This window comes from Bailinhaonella thermotolerans, assembly GCF_003594875.1.
GTDB classification, from domain to species: Bacteria; Actinomycetota; Actinomycetes; order Streptosporangiales; family Streptosporangiaceae; genus Bailinhaonella; species Bailinhaonella thermotolerans.
Genome location: NZ_QZEY01000018.1, coordinates 126,194 through 142,505, shown reverse-complemented (window position 1 = coordinate 142,505; position 16,312 = coordinate 126,194). Strand labels below are relative to the sequence as shown.

The window sequence follows — 16,312 nt, the reverse complement described above, 5'->3', positions numbered from 1 at the left end:
AGAACATGCTGGACGACGCGGAGGTCAAGAAGGTCCTGGTCGTTACCGCCCACCCTGATGACGTGGACTTCGCCGCCGCCGGCACGGTCGCCGCGTGGACGCGCCGCGGGGTGGAGGTCGTCTACTGCGTCGTCACCGACGGCGACGCGGGCGGCTTCGACCGGCTCGTGGACCACGGCGGCATGGCGGCCCTGCGCCGGGCCGAGCAGGAGAACGCCGCCAAGGCCGTGGGCGTCACCGACGTGCGCTCCCTGGGCTATCCCGACGGCGTGGTCGAGGCCACGCTCGGGCTGCGCCGCGACATCACCCGCGTCATCCGCCAGGTGCGCCCGGACCTGGTGCTGACCCAGAGCCCGGACCGCGACTACGCGCGGATCGCGCCCAGCCACCCCGACCACCGCGCGGTCGGCTCGGCGGCGCTCGACGCGGTCTACCCCGACGCCCGGAACCCGTACGCCTTCCCCGAACTCCTCCTGGAGGAGGGCCTCGCGGCGTGGACGGTCCGCGAGGTGTGGCTGTCGGGCGGGCCCACGGCCGACCACTTCGTGGACATCACCGACACCTTCGAGCAGAAGGTCGCCGCGCTCCGCGCCCACGAGAGCCAGACCGGCCACATCGAGGACGTGGCCGGCTTCCTCCGCCCCTGGCTGTCGGCCAACGCCGAGCGGGCCGGCCTCCCCGCGGGCCGCCTCGCCGAGGCGTTCCAGGTCGTGGACACCGCCTGATCCCCCGGCGTACGGCTCACGCCCCGCCCCTCCCGCGACGGGCGGCGGTGGCACGGCGGGTCGCGGCGGGCGGCCCGCCGTACGCCCAGGGCCGGGTCAGCGGGGCTGGCGCTGGCGGGACAGGTCGGCGGACCCGACGATCTCGTCGTACGCGGTGGAGTGCTTCGGGTCGGCGGCGAGGGTGTAGAAGACGACCTTCTCCGGCGCGGCCAGCCACACCTTGACCGTGAACCTCTTGCCGTTCTTGCACGGCACCTCCCACTCGCGGTAGTCGAGGCGCGGCCCGCCGATGCGGCGGGTGCTCGACTTGCTCACGAGCTTGGACCCCGCCACGTCGGCGAGGTCGGAGTCCGTCGAGCCGGGGGCCATGCAGTGCGCCGGGTCGCCCGGCACCCAGCCGTCCTTCTCGTTCAGGCGCTTGGCGGGCCAGTCGGTCCGCTCGTACGGCTCCAGCAACTGCTTGATGTTGAGCGCCGGGCCGCCGGACTTGTCGCGCCCGGGCGGGAGCACCTCGGCGTTCGTCGCGTTGACGCCGCGCAGCTTCCACCCCTCGGGCAGGCGCATCGAGATCCCGTGCCAGGTGGAGGCGTCGTCCGCGGAGGCCGGCGGCACGGATGGCAGTGACGACTCGGGACCCGGCGTCTCCGCCGGCGCGGCGGTGGCCACCGCGGTGGGAGTGGGCGACGCCGACGTGGTGGGCGACGCCGCCACCGCACCCGGTCCCTGCTCTGTGCCACAGGCCGCAACCGTCCCCGTCAGGGCGACCAGGCCCGCCACGGCCCCGATCCGAACTCGCACCCGGACTCCTCCCGTCGTCGGAGCCGCCCATAATAGCCAGTTCACCCCCACCCCCGAAGAAGATCGGCAAGGTCGGGCCTCTCCCCCGAAAACCAGCAAACCCCACCAAGAACCTTCCCGTGATCTCGCGATTCCGCGCCCACCCCCGTCGTCCCCGACACCTCCCGTGGCGCAAGCCCCGGCACGGAATCGCGAGATCACGGGGATGGGGCCGCCCGGCGGACCCGGAGGTCGAACCGCCCGGCGGGCCGGGGAATGGAGGGCCGCCCGACGCGCTCCGGAGCGGGGACCGCCGGGGGTCCGGGGACAGGCACGGTCGCACGCGATCCAGGCGGGCGGAGGCGCGGGACCGGGCTGCGCGGCGGAGCCACGAGGCGGGGCCGCACGGCGCGGAGCACGTCACGCGAACCACGAGGCGGAGCCGTGAGGCGGGAATCGCGGGGGGCCACACGGCGCGGCTCATGGTGCCTGGCTGCGCGGGGCGGGCGGTGGGGAGAAGGTTAGGGGAGGGGCTTTCGGCTGGGGGCCGGGGGGCGGTTCAGGGTCCAGGCGAAGGCGTAGCCGAGGGTGTTGGTGGCCAGGTGGAGGGCGGCGGGGGTGAGGAGGCTGCCGGTGCGGGAGCGGAGTTCGCAGAAGAAGGCCCCCGCCAGCGCCGTCAGGGCCACCGAGCCGGTCACGACCTTGGCGCGGTCGAGGCCGCCGACCATCTCGCTGTACGCGGGGTTCTGCTCCACCAGGCCCTGGGCGGGGAGGACGTGCCAGAGGCCGAACAGCGCGGAGGAGGCGGCGCTGGCCGCCGTGTGGCCGTGGGTGCGGCGGAGCATGCCGTACAGCACGCCGCGGAACGCGGTCTCCTCCAGCAGGACGGTGCCGAAGGGGACGTTGACCAGGGCCTCGGTGAGCAGGGCGCGCGGGGTGAGCTTCGCGGCGCGCTCGTCGCGGAAGAAGCGGCGGGTGGCCGGCAGCGCGGCGCCCGCGGCGTAGGCCGCGCCGACGAGGCCGAAGAGGGCTCCGCCCACGGCCAGGCCCCGGCGGGCGTTCGCGGCGCCCAGCCCCAGGTCCTCCCAGGTGCAGCCGTCGCGGCGGGCGATCGCCACGAGGGCGGCGGAGGCGGCCACGGAGGTGGGAACGTACAGGCGCGGGGCCAGGCGGTTGTTGAGGACGTTGGCGGCGGTCAGGACGGCGAGGGACTGCCAGAGGGCGCTGCGGGTAGCCACTCGACCAGGTTAAGGTCCTCCGGCCCGCGGATGACGAAGTCGTTCACGTCGCGCGGCACGCCCCCGGCCACGGCGACGATCCGGGCCGCCGCCGCGCCCACCTCGGCCATCAGCTCGCGCGTGGGCCGCTCGTCCTCGTCGCGCATCGCGAACGCGTAGACGTGGCTCCCGTCGGCGGTCCCGTCGCGCTCGAAGTACACCTCGACGGGCGAGGAGTCCCCGGTCAGCCAGTAGCTCTCGGCCGGGTCCCCCGCCGTGTCCCAGCGCAGCCCCGGGAACCAGGGCTCCAGCAGCGCGATCAGGTCCCGGGCCGGGAGCGCCCGCGACGCCCCGCCGATCTCCAGCAGGTCCACGTCGTGCTCGGGCGGCGCGGGCGGGTGGCAGAGGCCCGCCAGCCGCGCCGCCAGGCCCCGCCGGAGCTGGTTCCCGGTCGCCGGGGGCCCTGCGACGTGGAACCCGACCGGCCAGCCGGGCGGGACGCCGTCCGTCCCCGGCGGGATGTCCACGGGCCCCCGCACGGTCAGCACGCCCGCCGCGCGGATCACGTCCCCGTCGAGGTAGGCGTCCGGGTCCATCAGCCGCACGTATTCGAGCAGGCCGGGCGCGTCCACGACGTACGGCAGGAGCACGCTCGGGCCCTTGCGCACCGACCTCAGCCGGCCGTCTCCGAAGATTCCCACCCGGGGACGGTGTCACGCGGCGCTTGTGACCGACTTGCGCCGCGATTGCCGCCATCCGACCGGAAAGCGGGACATGCGCCTCTCCTGCGGCGTCATCCCGCCCCAGATGCCCTCGGCCTGGCCCGTGCGCTGCGCGAACGCGTGGCACTCCCGCACCACCGGGCACCTCGCGCAGATCTCCTTGGCCCGCCCGACCTGCTCGGCCGCGAGCACGTTGAGCGGAAAGAAGATCTCCGGGTCCGCTCCCTGGCACGCCGCCCGCTTCGACCATTCGTTCCCGACGGCCATCGCCCCTCCTCCATCGAATACCGATCACGCTAGGAGGAACGGTCATGCCGGGCATCCGCCGCGGGAAGGCTTCGCACCACCTTCCCGCGGCGTACGGCCACGCCCTCGGACTCCCCCTCGCGAGGTAGTCTCCGGCGCTCCCCCAGTCGCCGACTTGCCGCCGTCTTGGCGTCCCGGCCCCGCGTCCGGCCCCGTCTGACCTGGTACGGCTCACGCCCGCCGCGGCCCGTACGGCGGGCGCGGGCCGTACGGCGGGCAGGCGGACGGGCGGGCAGGCGGACAGGCGGAACGGGGGGCAGGCGGGACGGGAGGTCAGGCGGGACGGGAGGTCAGGCGGACGGGGCGGGGGCGGGGGCGCGGCGGCGGGGCCAGTGGAGGACGAGGGCGGCGCCCAGGGTCATCGCGGCGATCAGGAGGAGGAGCTGCACGTCGTAGTGGATCTCCCGGGTGGGGAAGAGCCGCACCGCGAAGTGGAGGCCGGCGTGGACGCCCGCGGACATCCAGACCGCGCCGGTCCGGGCCCGTGACGCGCCGCACGCCAGGCCGAGCGCGACCGCCTGGAGCACGTACAGCAGCTTCTCGCCGGTCCCCTCCGCCGCGCTGTTGGAGATGATGTGCAACGCGCCGAACACGACCGACGTGACCAGCAGGACGGCCGCCGGCGACAGCGAGCGGGACAGGGTGCCGAACAGGTGCCCGCGGAACAGCACTTCCTCGGGGAACGCCTGCCCCAGCACCGGGATCGCCAGGATCAGCGGCAGCAGGGCCAGGTCCTCGCCGCCCAGGAAGGGCGTCCACTCGGCGGCGCCCAGGGCGACGGCCGCGGCCGAGGAGGCCACGACGGCGCCCATGCCGACCAGGACGCCGGCCACGGCCTGGGGGAACGCCCGGCGGTTCCACCGCAGGCCCACCTCGGCCCACGGCTCCCTGGTCGCGTACTTGCGGTAGAGGGCGACCAGCGTGAGCGCGACGACCGTCGTGGCGATCGGGTACACGATCTGGAACGCCGTCGAGCGGCCGAGCAGCGCCATGGTCAGCAGGCCGCTGCCGAGCACGGAGACGAACATGGCGGCGACCGTGATCAGGGACGCCCACAGCGGATGGGTGAGTCTGCGCATGCCGGCGACGCTAGGCGCGCGTCCCCGCCGGGGACATCGGGCCCGCGGACGAATCAGGCATGACCTTCGTCATGGGACCCGCGGCGGATGTGGGCGCGGACGGGCGTTGACTAGGGTGCGGGGCGTGGCGCTGTTTCGCGATCCGGATCGCCCCCCGCTGCTGCACGCGGTGTTCTGGCTGGTGTTCCTGACGACGGTCGTGCTGCGCCTGATGGTCCCCGCCCCGCCGGAGGTCCTGGCCGCCTTCGGCGCGCTGATGGCGGTGGTCGCCGGGCTGTGGACGGCGCTGGCGTGGTCCCCGGCGGCGAGCCCGCGGCGCAAGGCCGTCGCGTTCGCCTTCCTGGTCGCGGCCACCCTGATCGGGCACGTCTGGAGCCGCACGCACGCCGCGCTGGTGCTGCTCGCGATGGCGAACATCGCCCTGGTGTACGGCACGCGCGTGGCGGCCGGGGTGCTCGTGGCCTACTTCACGGCGTCCTTCCTCACGATGCCCCTCCTCCTGGGCCAGACCTGGGAGATCGCGGCGACCGACACGGTGTGGATGTCGCTGATGTCGGCGTTCGTGCTGGGCATGGCGGCGGCGATGCGGGAGGCGCGGCGGCGGCGCGAGGACGCCGAGCGGCTGCTCGAACGCGTCCGGGAGCTGACCGTCGCCGAGGAGCGGGCGCGGATGGCGCGGGACATGCACGACTCGATCGGGCACCAGCTCACCGTGATCAAGATGGGGCTGGAGAACGCCGAGCGGTTCCGCGACCGCCGCCCGGACGACGCCTGGGCGGAGGTGCGGCAGGCCAAGGCGATGACCGCCGAGGCCCTGGCCGACGCGCGGCGCTGGGTCCGGGCGCTGCGGCCGCTGGCCCTGGACGGGCACGTGGGCCGCGCGGCGCTGGAACGGCTGGCGCGGTCGTTCGACGGGACGGGGGTGCGCGTGACGTTCGAGGTGGACGGGGACGAACGCCGCCTGGACCCGGACGCGGAGCTGGTGCTCTACCGGGTGCTCCAGGAGGGGCTGACGAACGCGCTGCGGCACGCCCGGGCCCGGCGGGTCACGGCCCGGCTCAGTTTCGGGACGCGGGAGGTGACGCTGGTCGTGGGTGACGACGGGGCCGGGGACGACCGGCAGCGCGGGTCCGCGGCGTACGGCTTCGGCCTGTCGTCGCTGGCCGAGCGGGTGCGCGCGGCGGGCGGCACGCTGCGGGCGGGCGACGCGGACGGCGGCGGGTTCGAGGTGCGCGCGAGTCTCCCGGCGGCGCGGTCGTGATCCGCGTGCTCCTGGTGGACGACCAGGTGCTGATCCGCGAGGGGCTGCGCAAGCTGCTGGAGATCGAGGACGGCGTCGAGATCGTGGGCGAGGCGGCGGACGGGGAGGAGGCGCTGGCGCTGGTGGCCGGGTGCCGGCCGCACGTGGCGCTGGTGGACGCCCGCATGCCGCGCATGAACGGAGTCGCGCTGATCTCCCGGCTGACGGCGGAGCACCCCTCGGTGGCGGCGCTGGTCCTGAGCACGTTCGACGAGGACGAGTACGTCTTCGGGGCGCTGCGCGCGGGCGCCCGCGGCTACCTGCTCAAGGACTGCTCGCCCGAGGAGCTGGTCGCCGCCGTCCGCAAGGCGCACGAGGGCGAGACGGTCCTGGACGGGCCGGTCGCGGCGCGGCTGGTGTCGGAGCTGGCCCTGACGCCGCCGCGGCGCGCCCCCGCGCCCGGGGACCGGCGGCTCTCGGCGCGGGAGCTGGAGGTGGCCGCGCTCGTCGCCCGGGGCGCGTCCAACCGGGAGATCGCCGCCGCGCTCCGCATCACGGAGGGCACGGTCAAGAACCACGTGAGCAGCACGCTCCGCAAGCTCGCCCTCCGCGACCGCACCCAGCTCGCGCTGCACTTCTCCGAGGGCTGACCCGCGCCGCCCTCCCCTGCCGGCGCACGCGCCCCGCCGTACGGCATGAGCCCCGGCCGTACGGCATGAGCGCGCCCCGCCGGCCGTACGGCGTGGGCGGGGCCGGGGCGGGTCAGACGAGGCGGCGGGCGGTGGCCCAGCGGGACAGCTCGTGGCGGTTGGAGAGCTGGAGCTTGCGCAGGACCGAGGAGACGTGGGTCTCGACGGTCTTGACCGAGATGAACAGCTCCTTGGCGATCTCCTTGTACGCGTAGCCGCGGGCGATCAGGCGCAGGACCTCGCGCTCGCGCTGGGTCAGGGAGTCCAGCTCGGGGTCGATGGGCGGGGCCTCGGTGGAGGCGAACGCGTCCAGCACGAACCCGGCCAGCCGCGGCGAGAAGACCGCGTCGCCCTCGGCCACGCGCACGATCGCGTCGGTCAGCTCGCTCCCGGAGATGTTCTTGGTGACGTATCCGCGCGCCCCGGCCCGGATCACGCCGATGACGTCCTCGGCCGCGTCCGACACCGACAGCGCGAGGAACCGCGAGCCCGTGGAGAGCGCGCGGCGCAGCACCTCGATCCCGCCGCCGCCGGGCATGTGCACGTCGAGCAGGACCACGTCGGGCTTCAGCTCCCCGATCGCGGCGACGGCGGAGTCCACGTCGTGGGCCTCCCCCACCACCTCGACCACCGCCCCGAGCTCGGCCCGCACCCCCGACCGGAACAGCCGGTGGTCATCCACGATCACCACTCGAACGCTCATGCCTGCTCCCTCTTGACCGTCAGCTGCCATTCGGTGCCCTCGCCCGGGGACGTGCGCAGCCGGGCGGATCCGCCGTTGCGTTCCATCCTGCCAATGATCGACTGGCGCACGCCCATGCGGTCCTCGGGCACGTCGGCGAGGTCGAAGCCCTTGCCGCGGTCGCGCACGAAGATGGTGACCTCCTCGGGCTCCGCCTCGGCGTACACCGAGATGACCGGGGTCTCGGCGTGCTTGGCCGCGTTGACCAGCGCCTCCCTGGTGGACTGGAGCGCCGCGCCGAGCCGTTCGTCCAGCGGGCAGTCGCCCACGCACACCACCTCGACCGGGATGCCGTGGTCGTCCTCCACCTCGGCCGCGATCCGCCGTACGGCCGCCGCGAGCGTGGCGTCGGCGTCCTGCCTCGGCTGGTAGAGCCAGTTGCGCAGCTCCCGCTCCTGGGACCGGGCGAGCCTGGCCACCTCGCGGGGGTCGTTCGCGTTGCGCTGGATCAGCGTGAGCGTGTGCAGCACCGAGTCGTGCAGGTGGGCGGCCATCTCGGCGCGCTCCTCCTGCCGGATGCGCTCGCGCCGCTCCCGCCGCAGCTCGGCCATCAGCCGCATCAGCCAGGGCGCGGCCACCAGCGCGATCCCGGCGACCACGACGACCGTGAACAGCAGCCCGGACGAGGCCCGGACCAGCTCCCCCTTGGCGGCCAGGAACCCGACGAGCCCGCCGGCGATCAGCAGGACCCCGGCGAGGATCCGCAGCCAGGCCTGCCGCGTCTGGCCCATGGTGGAGCTCATCCACCGCTGCCGCTGCGCCGGGTCCGCCTGCTGGAAGAGGATCAGCGCGCCGATGCCGCCCACCGCGAGCGGCCAGAACGCCACCCCGCCGGCCCCCGCGCCGGTCAGCGTCGAGATCGCCCCGAGCGCCACCCCCAGCGCGATGTACGCCGCGAACTGCGACCAGTCGCGCCGGGGCTCCTCGCCCTCGTACGGCTCGCTGGGGGTGAAGATCCACAGTGCCGCGTACGCGAGCACGCCCACCCCGTCCAGCACCGTCAGCAGCAGGAACGCCAGCCGCAGCACGACGGGGTCGAGCCGCAGTTGCCGGGCCATGCCCTGGCACACCCCGACGAGCAACCGGCCCTCGGCGGCCCGCACCATCCGGCCGCCCTCTTGTTCCCGCACCTCACGCATGATGCCGCCATACAAACACGGCCGCGCGCCCGCCCACATCCGGGCCGTCCCCTGACAACACCCTGACCTCCGCGGGCACTCGTGATCCGCGCGCCCCGGCCCGCGCCGCCCCAGGTCGGGGCCCCGGGCGGCGGAGTCGGCCCGTGACCCGGATCGGGGTCGGGTCAGGGTCGTCCCGGATGGCGGCGGGCCCCGGGGTGGCGGGACGATGGGTGTCATGGACGAGAACGCGCCGGCGGCGGCCGGACCCGGCGAGGGGGCCGCGGAGCCCCGCCGGCTGCACCGGGCCGCCGAGGGCCGGATGGTGCTGGGGGTCTGCGCCGGGCTGGGGCGCGCCACCGGCATCGACCCCGTCCTGTTCCGGGTGGGGTTGGGCCTGCTGGTGCTGGCCTCGGGCGTCGGCGTCATGCTGTACGCCGCGGGGTGGCTGCTCATGGGGGACCCGCAGGGGCGGCCCTCGTACCTGGAGCAGTGGACCTCGCGCCGGTTCGAGCCGGAGACGGTGCTGGCGCTGATGGGCGCGGTGTTCGCGCTCGGGGTGGTCGTCAACCTCGGGGCCGGGGGCGTCGGCCGCCCCACGATCGTGGTCGCGACGGTGTTCGTGATCGTGCTGCTCGCCGCGCACGCGCGGGGGGCGGACCTGCGGACCCTGATGCGGACGCTGCCCGAGCGGGTCTCGCGGAGCCGGGTGACGCCCGAGGAGGCCAACCGCCCCTCCGCGCCGCCGCCGGTGCCGGGGCCCGCGGACGAGCCGTTCGCGCCGCACGGGCCGTACGCCGGCCGCGCCGCCGACGGGGCCTACCGCTGGTCGCGACACCACGCGGCGGCGGCCGCCGCGCCCCCGGCGGGCGCTCCCCCCTCGCCCGGAGCCTCCGTTCCGCCCGGCGCCCCGCCCGCGCGCGGCGCCTCCGCGGCGGGCGCGCCGTACTCCTGGCCGCCGTCCGCGGCCGCCGGGGGCGCGCCCCACGCGGGCGGGGCGCCCGTGCCGCCGGGACCGGCCCGGGCCGGGACGGGCGCGCCGCCCCCGCGCGGCGGGGCCGTGCCGTACGGCGAGGCGATGCCGTACGGCGGCGCGGGCGCCGCGGCGCCACCGGCGAAGCGCGGCAAGGCCGGGAAGGAACGCCGGCCCCGGACGTTCCTCGCGCTGCTGACGCTGCTCGCGGCGGTGGCGGTCGGGGCGGCGGTGGCGGGACACCTGCCGGGCAGGCAGGACATCGCCTCCCCCGTGCTGGGCGGGGCGGTGCTGATGACGGTGGGAGCCGGGCTCGTGGTCTCGGCCTGGTACGGACGGGCGACGTCGCTGGTCGCCGTGGGGACGGTCATGTCGCTGGTGCTCATCGGGGGGTCGGCCGTGAGCGGGACGCCCAAGCGGTTCGGGGATCAACGGTGGGAGCCCGCCGGGGTTCCCGAGGCCCGGCAGGAGCACAACCTGGCCGTGGGCAGCGGCCGGCTGGACCTGACGCTGCTGACGCTGGCCCCGGGGTCGCGCACCCGCGTCGAGGCGGCCGTGGGGCTGGGCGAGATGGAGGTCATCGTGCCGGCGAACGCCCGGGTCGAGGTGACCGCGACGTCGATGCTGGGGGACGTGCGGATCGACGGGCGCATGCGCGGCGGCGCCAACGTGCGGCACGAGCGGGTGATCGAGGCCGAGCCGGACGCCGGGCCCAACCCACCGGTGATCGAGCTGCGCGTGCGGGCGAGCCTGGGGGACGTGGAGGTGCGCCGTGGGTAAGCGCCTCCACCCGACGGACTGGTTCGCGCTGCTCTGCGGCGTGATGTTCATCGGGATCGGGTGGCGCTACGCCGCCGGGCCCGAGCCCGACCCGCTGGTGATCCTGCCGGTGCTCCTGGTCGGCCTGGGGTTCGCGGGACTCCTGGCGATCATCGCCAAGCTCGTGCGCAAACGCTGAGGCCGCGCCGGGGCCGCGCCGGGGCCGCGAACCCCGTGAAGGGTCTAGGCGGGCCCTCCGTACCGGCATACGTTGGCATTCATCCCCTGATCGGCCCCCTGTGCTGTGGGAGGGCGAATGGCCAAGATCAATGTCAACGTCGACGGGGTCGGGCACGAGGAAGAGGTGGAGCCGCGCCTGCTCCTCGTGCACTTCCTCCGCGACCGGCTGGGCAAGGTGGGCACCCCGGTCGGCTGCGACACCGGGAACTGCGGCGCCTGCACGATCTCCATGAACGGCAAGAGCGTCAAGAGCTGCTCGGTCCTGGCCGTGCAGGCGGACGGCGCGCACCTGGTGACCGTGGAGGGGCTGGCGTCGAACGGCGACCGGCACCCGCTCCAGAAGGCCTTCCACGAGGAGCACGGGCTCCAGTGCGGCTACTGCACGCCCGGCATGCTCATGGCCGCGCTCGACCTCCTCAAGGAGAACCCCGACCCGGCCGAGGAGGACATCCGCGCCGGCCTGGAGGGCAACCTGTGCCGGTGCACCGGCTACGTCAACATCGTCCGGGCGGTGCAGCGCGCGGCCCGGGAGATGGCGGGTGAGCGGCCGTGACCGTCACCCCGACACCCGCCGAGGTCCGCCAGTCCGAGGTCGGCCGGGCGCGCCGCCGCAAGGAGGACGCGCGGCTGGTCACCGGGCAGACCCGGTGGACCGACAACATCCAGGCGCCCGGCCTGCTGCACATCGCCTTCCTGCGCAGCCCGATGGCGCACGCGCGCATCACCCGCGTGGACGTCTCCGCCGCGCGCGAGATGCCCGGCGTCGTGGCGGCGTTCTCCGGGGCCGACTTCGGGGCCGAGCAGGGCAGCCTGCCGTGCGCCTGGCCGGTCACCGAGGACATCGTGATCCCCGACCACCCGCCGATGGCCACCGAGACCGTCCGGTACGTCGGGGAGGCCGTGGCCTGCGTCGTCGCCACCGACCGGTACCGCGCGGCGGACGCGCTGGAGGCCATCGAGATCGACTACGAGCCGCTGCCGCCCGTGCTGGACCTGGAGAAGGCGCTGGACGCCGACAGCCCGCTCGTGCACGACGCGGGCAACCGGGCGTACACCTGGACGCTGAGCAACGGCGACGTGGAGGCTGCCTTCCGCGACGCGCCGGTGGTGATCTCCCGGACGTTCCGGCAGCAGCGCCTCATCCCCGCGGCCATGGAGCCGCGCGCGGTCGTCGTGACCCCCCTCGGCGACGAGTACACCGTCCACACCTCCACGCAGATCCCCCACATCCTGCGGTTCCTGCTCGCCTCGGTCACCGGGGTGCCCGAGCACCGGCTGCGCGTGATCGCGCCGGACGTCGGCGGCGGCTTCGGGTCCAAGCTCCAGTGCACCGCCGAGGAGGTGCTCTGCCTGCTGGCCGCCAAGCGCCTGGGCAGGCCCGTGAAGTGGACCGAGTCGCGGTCGGAGGGCAACCTGACCGTGCACCACGGCCGCGACCAGCTCCAGCGGGTCCAGATCGCCGCCGAGGCCGACGGGCGGCTGCGCGGGATGAAGATCGACCTGCTGGCCGACATGGGGGCGTACCTCATGCTGGTCACGCCCGGCATCCCGCTGCTCGGCGCGTTCATGTACAACGGCGTCTACAAGATGGCCGCCTACGACTTCCGCTGCACCGGCGTGTTCACGACCAAGATGCCCACCGACGCCTACCGGGGCGCGGGCCGGCCCGAGGCCACGTTCGCGATCGAGCGGCTCATGGACGAGCTGGCGGCCGAGATCGGCGTGGACCCGGTCGAGGTGCGGCGCCGCAACTGGATCACCCATGGGGAGTTCCCGTACGACACGGTCGCCGGGCTCACCTACGACTCGGGCGACTACGAGGCGGCGACGGAGAAGGCGCTGCAGCTCTTCGGCTACGACAAGCTGCGCGCCGAGCAGAAGGACCGCCGCGACCGCGGGGACACGGTGCAGCTCGGGATCGGGATCTCGACCTACACCGAGATGTGCGGGCTGGCCCCCTCCAGGGTGCTCGGGCAGCTCGGCAACGCCTCCGGCGGCTGGGAGCAGGCGGACGTGCGCGTGCTGCCCACCGGCAAGGTCGAGGTCGCGACCGGCGCGACGCCGCACGGCCAGGGGCACGTTACCGCCTGGAGCCAGATCGCCGCCGACGCGCTGGGCGTGCCGTTCGAGGACGTCTCGGTCGTGTACGGCGACACCGCCGTGGTGCCGCGCGGCTGGGACACGTACGGCTCGCGCTCGCTGGCCATCGGCGGCGTCGCCGTACACCTGGCCTGCGAGAAGGTCAAGGAGAAGGCGCGCAGGGTGGCCGCGCACCTGATGGAGATCGACCCGGGCGACCTGGAGTACGCCGAGGGGGCGTTCCGGGTCCGGGGCGCGCCCGCGGAGCAGGGACGCTCGATCCAGGAGCTGGCGGCGGCCGTGTTCAACGCGCACGACATGCCCGAGGGGATCGAGCCCCGGCTGGACTCCAGCGCGACCTTCGACCCGGCGAACTTCTCGTTCCCGCACGGGACGCACCTGTGCGCGGTCGAGGTGGACACCGAGACCGGGTTCACGAAGATCAGGTCGTACGTCGCGGTGGACGACGTCGGGACCGTGGTGAACCCGCTGATCGTCGACGGGCAGGTGCACGGCGGCATCGCCCAGGGCATCGGGCAGGCGCTCTACGAGGAGGCGGTGCACGACGCCGAGGGCAACCTGCTGACCACCACGCTCGCCGACTACCTGGTGCCGTCGGCGGCGGACCTGCCGGCGTTCGTGACCGGGAGGACGGAGACGCCGGCGACCTCGAACCCGCTCGGGGTGAAGGGCGTGGGCGAGGCGGGCACGATCGCCTCCACCCCCGCCGTCGTCAACGGGATCGTGGATGCCCTGCGCCACCTCGGCGTCCGCGACGTCCAGATGCCGTGCACGCCGGAGCGCGTGTGGCGCGCGATCGGAGGGGCCTCGTGATTCCCGCCCGGTTCGACTACGCGCAGCCGACCTCGCTGCCCCAGGCCGTGAGCGTCCTCTCCGACGCGGGCGAGGACGCCAAGGTGCTGGCGGGCGGGCAGTCGCTGCTGCCCCTGCTGCGGATGCGGCTGGCGTATCCGTCCGTGCTCGTGGACGTCGGGTGCGTCTCCGAGCTGCGCGGTGTGCGCGACGAGGGCGACCACCTGTTCGTCGGGGCGATGACCACCCAGCACGACCTGGTGCGCGACCCCCTGATCCGGGAGCACTGCCCGCTGGTCTCGCTCACCGCCGCGACCGTGGCCGACCCGGCCGTACGCCATCGGGGGACCATCGGCGGCTCCCTGGCGCACGCGGACCCGGCGGGCGACCTCCCGTCGGTCGCGGTCGCCCTGGACATGGTCTTCGTCACCCGCTCGCCCAGGGAGGAACGCCGGATCGCCGCGGCCGACTTCTTCCTGGACTACCTGGAGTCGGCGCTCGAGACCGACGAGATCCTGGTCGGCCTGGAGATCCCCAAGCTCGGCCCGGGGTGGACCTACCACTACGAGAAGTTCCACCGCACGGCGCAGGCCTGGGCGATCGTCGGGGCCGCGGTCGCCGTGCGCCGGGCCGACGGGCACATCGCCGAGGCGCGGATCGGCCTGACCAACATGGCCCCCGTGCCCGTCCGCGCCTCGTCGGTGGAGGCGGCGGTCGCGGGCGCCGCGATCGACGACGACGTGCTCCGCCGCGCGTGCGCCACGGCCGACGAGGGCACCTCCCCCGCGTCGGACCTGCACGCCACCCCGGAGTACCGCCGCCACCTGGCCCGGGTCCTCACCCGCCGAGCCCTCGCCACCGCCGCCCGAGCCTGACCCCACCCACCCCTCGGACGCAACCACCCCAGGCGAGCCCCCCTCGCCGTGATCATGCGGTTTTACGCACAGGTTGTGACGAAAACTGCATGATCACGGCAAGAGGAAAGGACCGCCGCAAACGCCACCACCACGACGGGCACCAGCCCGTTCCCGCCAGGCAGTTTCCCCGCCAGGCAGTTCCCCGCCAGGCGGTTCCCCCGCGAGCCGGTTTCCCCACGAGCCGGCTCCCCCGCGAGGTGGCTTCCCCGCGAGGTGGCTTCCCCATGAGGTGGTTTCCCCATGAGGTGGTTTCCCCATGAGGTGGTCCTCCAGGGGGTCCCTCCTTCGTCGTGATCATGCAGTTTTGCGCACACGGTGTGATCAAAACTGCATGATCACGGCGAGAGGGAAGGACCGCCGCGGACGCCACCGCCGCGACGGGCACCAGCCCGTTCCCGCCAGGCAGTTTCCCCGCCAGGCGGTTCCCCCGCGAGCCGGTTCCCCCGCGAGGTGGTTTCCCCGCGAGGTGGTTTCCCCATGAGGTGGTTTCCCCATGAGGTGGTTTCCCTATGAGGTGGTCCTCCAGGGGTCCTTCCTTCGTCGTGATCATGCAGTTTTGCGCACACGGTGTGATCAAAACTGCATGATCACGGCGAGAGGGAAGGTCCGCCGCACGGCGAGGGTGAGGGGCTTGGCGGGTGAGGGGATGGGGGGAGTCGGGGGGTTCGGCGTACAGAGGGTGACCGAACGTGCATGATCGGGGCGAGAGGGTGGATTCACGGGATCGGGGGGTGTCGGTAGGGTCTGCGTAGCGTTGAGGAGGCGGGTATGGCGATGCGGTTCGAGCACGAGTTCACGGTTCCGGTGCCGGTGGAGCGGGCCTGGGTGACGTTGCTCGACGTCGAGGAGGTCGCGCCGTGCATGCCGGGGGCCACGCTGGACTCCCGCGAGGGCGACGTCCTCACCGGGCGCATCAAGGTGAAGGTCGGCCCGATCACCGTGACGTACCGGGGCCGGGCCGAGTTCACCGAGGTGGACAAGGACGCCTATACGGTGACGATCAAGGCGGCGGGCAAGGAGGCGCGGGGTCCGGGGACCGCCGACGCCACGGTCCGGGCCCAGCTCCACGCGGACGGCGAGCGGACCCGGGTCGCGGTGCGCACCACGTTCTCGGTGACCGGGCGGCCCGCCCAGTTCGGCCGGGGCGTGATGGCCGAGGTCGGCGCCAAGCTCATCGACAAGTTCGCGGCCAATCTCGCCGCCCGCCTCCAGGCCCCGGCCCCCGGTGACGCCCCCGCGTCCGGGGCCCCGTCCCCCGCCGCCGAGGCCGCGCCGGCACCCGCCGCCACGGGGGCCGCCTCCGTCGCCGGCCGGGAGACGGCCGACCCCACGGCGGTCGCGGCCGCCGCCGTCGCGGCCGGGCCCGAGACCCCGCCCGCCGCGCCCGCCCCGGCGGACCAGCCCGCCCCCGTGCCCTCCGAGACCGCGGCCTCCGAGACCGTGCCCTCCGAGACCGCGCACCAGACCGCGCGCGAGGCCACCCCCTCCGAGGCCACCCCCTCCGAGGCCACCCCCTCCGAGACCGCGTCCCCCGAGACCGTGTCCCCCGGATCGACCCCCTCAGCGGGCGCGCCCTCCGAAAGCACGCCGGCCGCCGAGGCGGGCGGGAGCCGTACGGCGGGCGAGGGGAGGCGGCTGAGCGCGGTTCCCGAGCCCGGGCGGCCCGCCGAAAACGAGGCGCTGGACCTGCTGGAGGTGGCGGGCGCGCCGGTGCTGAAGCGGGCCGCGCCCGTGCTCGCCGCGCTGGCCGCGATCTTCGCGATCGTGTGGATCGCGCGCCGCCTCGCACGTCGCCGGTAATCCGCCGGACAACGGTGATCAAGGCCCTGACCAGGCCAGTTTGCCGTCTCTGCCGGTCGGGTAGCCCCGGGTTCGGAAAGGCTCGTCACCGATCGTTCGGGGGGACGGATGACACG

At 74.5% G+C, this 16,312-nt stretch carries 16 protein-coding genes; 9 read left to right on the top strand and 7 right to left on the bottom strand.

The window, feature by feature from the left end; all coding sequences use genetic code 11:
* The first annotated feature begins 5 nt into the window (after positions 1-5).
* On the top strand, positions 6-725 hold the full coding sequence (locus tag D5H75_RS32590; RefSeq protein ID WP_119930425.1) for a PIG-L deacetylase family protein: 720 nt from the start codon (positions 6-8) through the stop codon (positions 723-725).
* Between the two features lie 96 nt (positions 726-821).
* On the opposite strand, the gene D5H75_RS32585 is transcribed toward D5H75_RS32590, so the two are convergent.
* The 5 genes from D5H75_RS32585 to D5H75_RS32565 form a co-directional block, all read right to left on the bottom strand.
* Positions 822-1,523 (bottom strand): hypothetical protein, encoded by a 702-nt coding sequence (locus D5H75_RS32585; RefSeq protein ID WP_147425346.1) that lies wholly within the window; start codon positions 1,521-1,523, stop codon positions 822-824.
* A 500-nt stretch (positions 1,524-2,023) separates the two neighbouring features.
* Positions 2,024-2,740: a CPBP family intramembrane glutamic endopeptidase gene (locus D5H75_RS32580; RefSeq protein ID WP_119930423.1), complete on the bottom strand. Its 717-nt coding sequence runs from the start codon at positions 2,738-2,740 to the stop codon at positions 2,024-2,026.
* The gene (locus D5H75_RS32575; protein WP_119930422.1) at positions 2,698-3,420 is read right to left on the bottom strand and encodes a hypothetical protein; all 723 of its coding nucleotides are present in this window, start codon (positions 3,418-3,420) and stop codon (positions 2,698-2,700) included. Before D5H75_RS32575 ends, D5H75_RS32580 begins: the two co-directional genes overlap by 43 nt.
* Before the next feature lie 12 nt (positions 3,421-3,432).
* Complete coding sequence (locus tag D5H75_RS32570; RefSeq protein WP_119930421.1) at positions 3,433-3,708, bottom strand: WhiB family transcriptional regulator; 276 nt, start codon at positions 3,706-3,708, stop codon at positions 3,433-3,435.
* Between the two features lie 329 nt (positions 3,709-4,037).
* On the bottom strand, positions 4,038-4,826 hold the full coding sequence (locus D5H75_RS32565) for a CPBP family intramembrane glutamic endopeptidase (RefSeq protein ID WP_147425345.1): 789 nt from the start codon (positions 4,824-4,826) through the stop codon (positions 4,038-4,040).
* A 124-nt stretch (positions 4,827-4,950) separates the two neighbouring features.
* Here D5H75_RS32565 and D5H75_RS32560 point away from each other — a divergent pair, with 124 nt between their 5' ends.
* Together D5H75_RS32560 and D5H75_RS32555 are read left to right on the top strand one after the other, a co-directional pair.
* Complete coding sequence (locus tag D5H75_RS32560; protein WP_202638720.1) at positions 4,951-6,087, top strand: sensor histidine kinase; 1,137 nt, start codon at positions 4,951-4,953, stop codon at positions 6,085-6,087.
* Positions 6,084-6,716: a response regulator gene (locus tag D5H75_RS32555; protein WP_119930418.1), complete on the top strand. Its 633-nt coding sequence runs from the start codon at positions 6,084-6,086 to the stop codon at positions 6,714-6,716. Before D5H75_RS32560 ends, D5H75_RS32555 begins: the two co-directional genes overlap by 4 nt.
* 112 nt (positions 6,717-6,828) lie before the next feature.
* On the opposite strand, the gene D5H75_RS32550 is transcribed toward D5H75_RS32555, so the two are convergent.
* Together D5H75_RS32550 and D5H75_RS32545 are read right to left on the bottom strand one after the other, a co-directional pair.
* Positions 6,829-7,488, bottom strand: a complete 660-nt coding sequence (locus D5H75_RS32550) for a LuxR C-terminal-related transcriptional regulator (protein WP_119930417.1) — start codon at positions 7,486-7,488, stop codon at positions 6,829-6,831.
* Positions 7,455-8,636 carry an ATP-binding protein gene (locus tag D5H75_RS32545; protein ID WP_119930416.1) on the bottom strand — a complete coding sequence of 394 codons (1,182 nt, stop codon included), beginning with the start codon at positions 8,634-8,636 and terminating at the stop codon, positions 7,455-7,457. Before D5H75_RS32545 ends, D5H75_RS32550 begins: the two co-directional genes overlap by 34 nt.
* A gap of 217 nt (positions 8,637-8,853) precedes the next feature.
* On the opposite strand from D5H75_RS32545, the gene D5H75_RS32540 reads away from it, so the two are divergent.
* The 6 genes from D5H75_RS32540 to D5H75_RS43670 all read left to right on the top strand — a co-directional run bounded on the left by D5H75_RS32540 (position 8,854) and on the right by D5H75_RS43670 (position 16,196).
* Positions 8,854-10,368 (top strand): PspC domain-containing protein, encoded by a 1,515-nt coding sequence (locus D5H75_RS32540; RefSeq protein WP_202638718.1) that lies wholly within the window; start codon positions 8,854-8,856, stop codon positions 10,366-10,368.
* The gene (locus tag D5H75_RS32535; RefSeq protein ID WP_119930414.1) at positions 10,361-10,546 is read left to right on the top strand and encodes a hypothetical protein; all 186 of its coding nucleotides are present in this window, start codon (positions 10,361-10,363) and stop codon (positions 10,544-10,546) included. The genes D5H75_RS32540 and D5H75_RS32535 overlap by 8 nt, the downstream gene beginning before the upstream one ends.
* A 117-nt stretch (positions 10,547-10,663) precedes the next feature.
* Positions 10,664-11,140, top strand: a complete 477-nt coding sequence (locus D5H75_RS32530; RefSeq protein ID WP_119930413.1) for a (2Fe-2S)-binding protein — start codon at positions 10,664-10,666, stop codon at positions 11,138-11,140.
* The gene (locus D5H75_RS32525; RefSeq protein ID WP_119930412.1) at positions 11,137-13,500 is read left to right on the top strand and encodes a xanthine dehydrogenase family protein molybdopterin-binding subunit; all 2,364 of its coding nucleotides are present in this window, start codon (positions 11,137-11,139) and stop codon (positions 13,498-13,500) included. Before D5H75_RS32530 ends, D5H75_RS32525 begins: the two co-directional genes overlap by 4 nt.
* On the top strand, positions 13,497-14,354 hold the full coding sequence (locus D5H75_RS32520; RefSeq protein ID WP_119930472.1) for an FAD binding domain-containing protein: 858 nt from the start codon (positions 13,497-13,499) through the stop codon (positions 14,352-14,354). Before D5H75_RS32525 ends, D5H75_RS32520 begins: the two co-directional genes overlap by 4 nt.
* Positions 14,355-15,164: 810 nt before the next feature.
* A complete protein-coding gene (locus D5H75_RS43670; RefSeq protein ID WP_119930411.1) occupies positions 15,165-16,196 on the top strand; it encodes an SRPBCC family protein in 1,032 nt (343 codons plus the stop codon).
* The last annotated feature ends 116 nt before the right edge of the window (positions 16,197-16,312 follow it).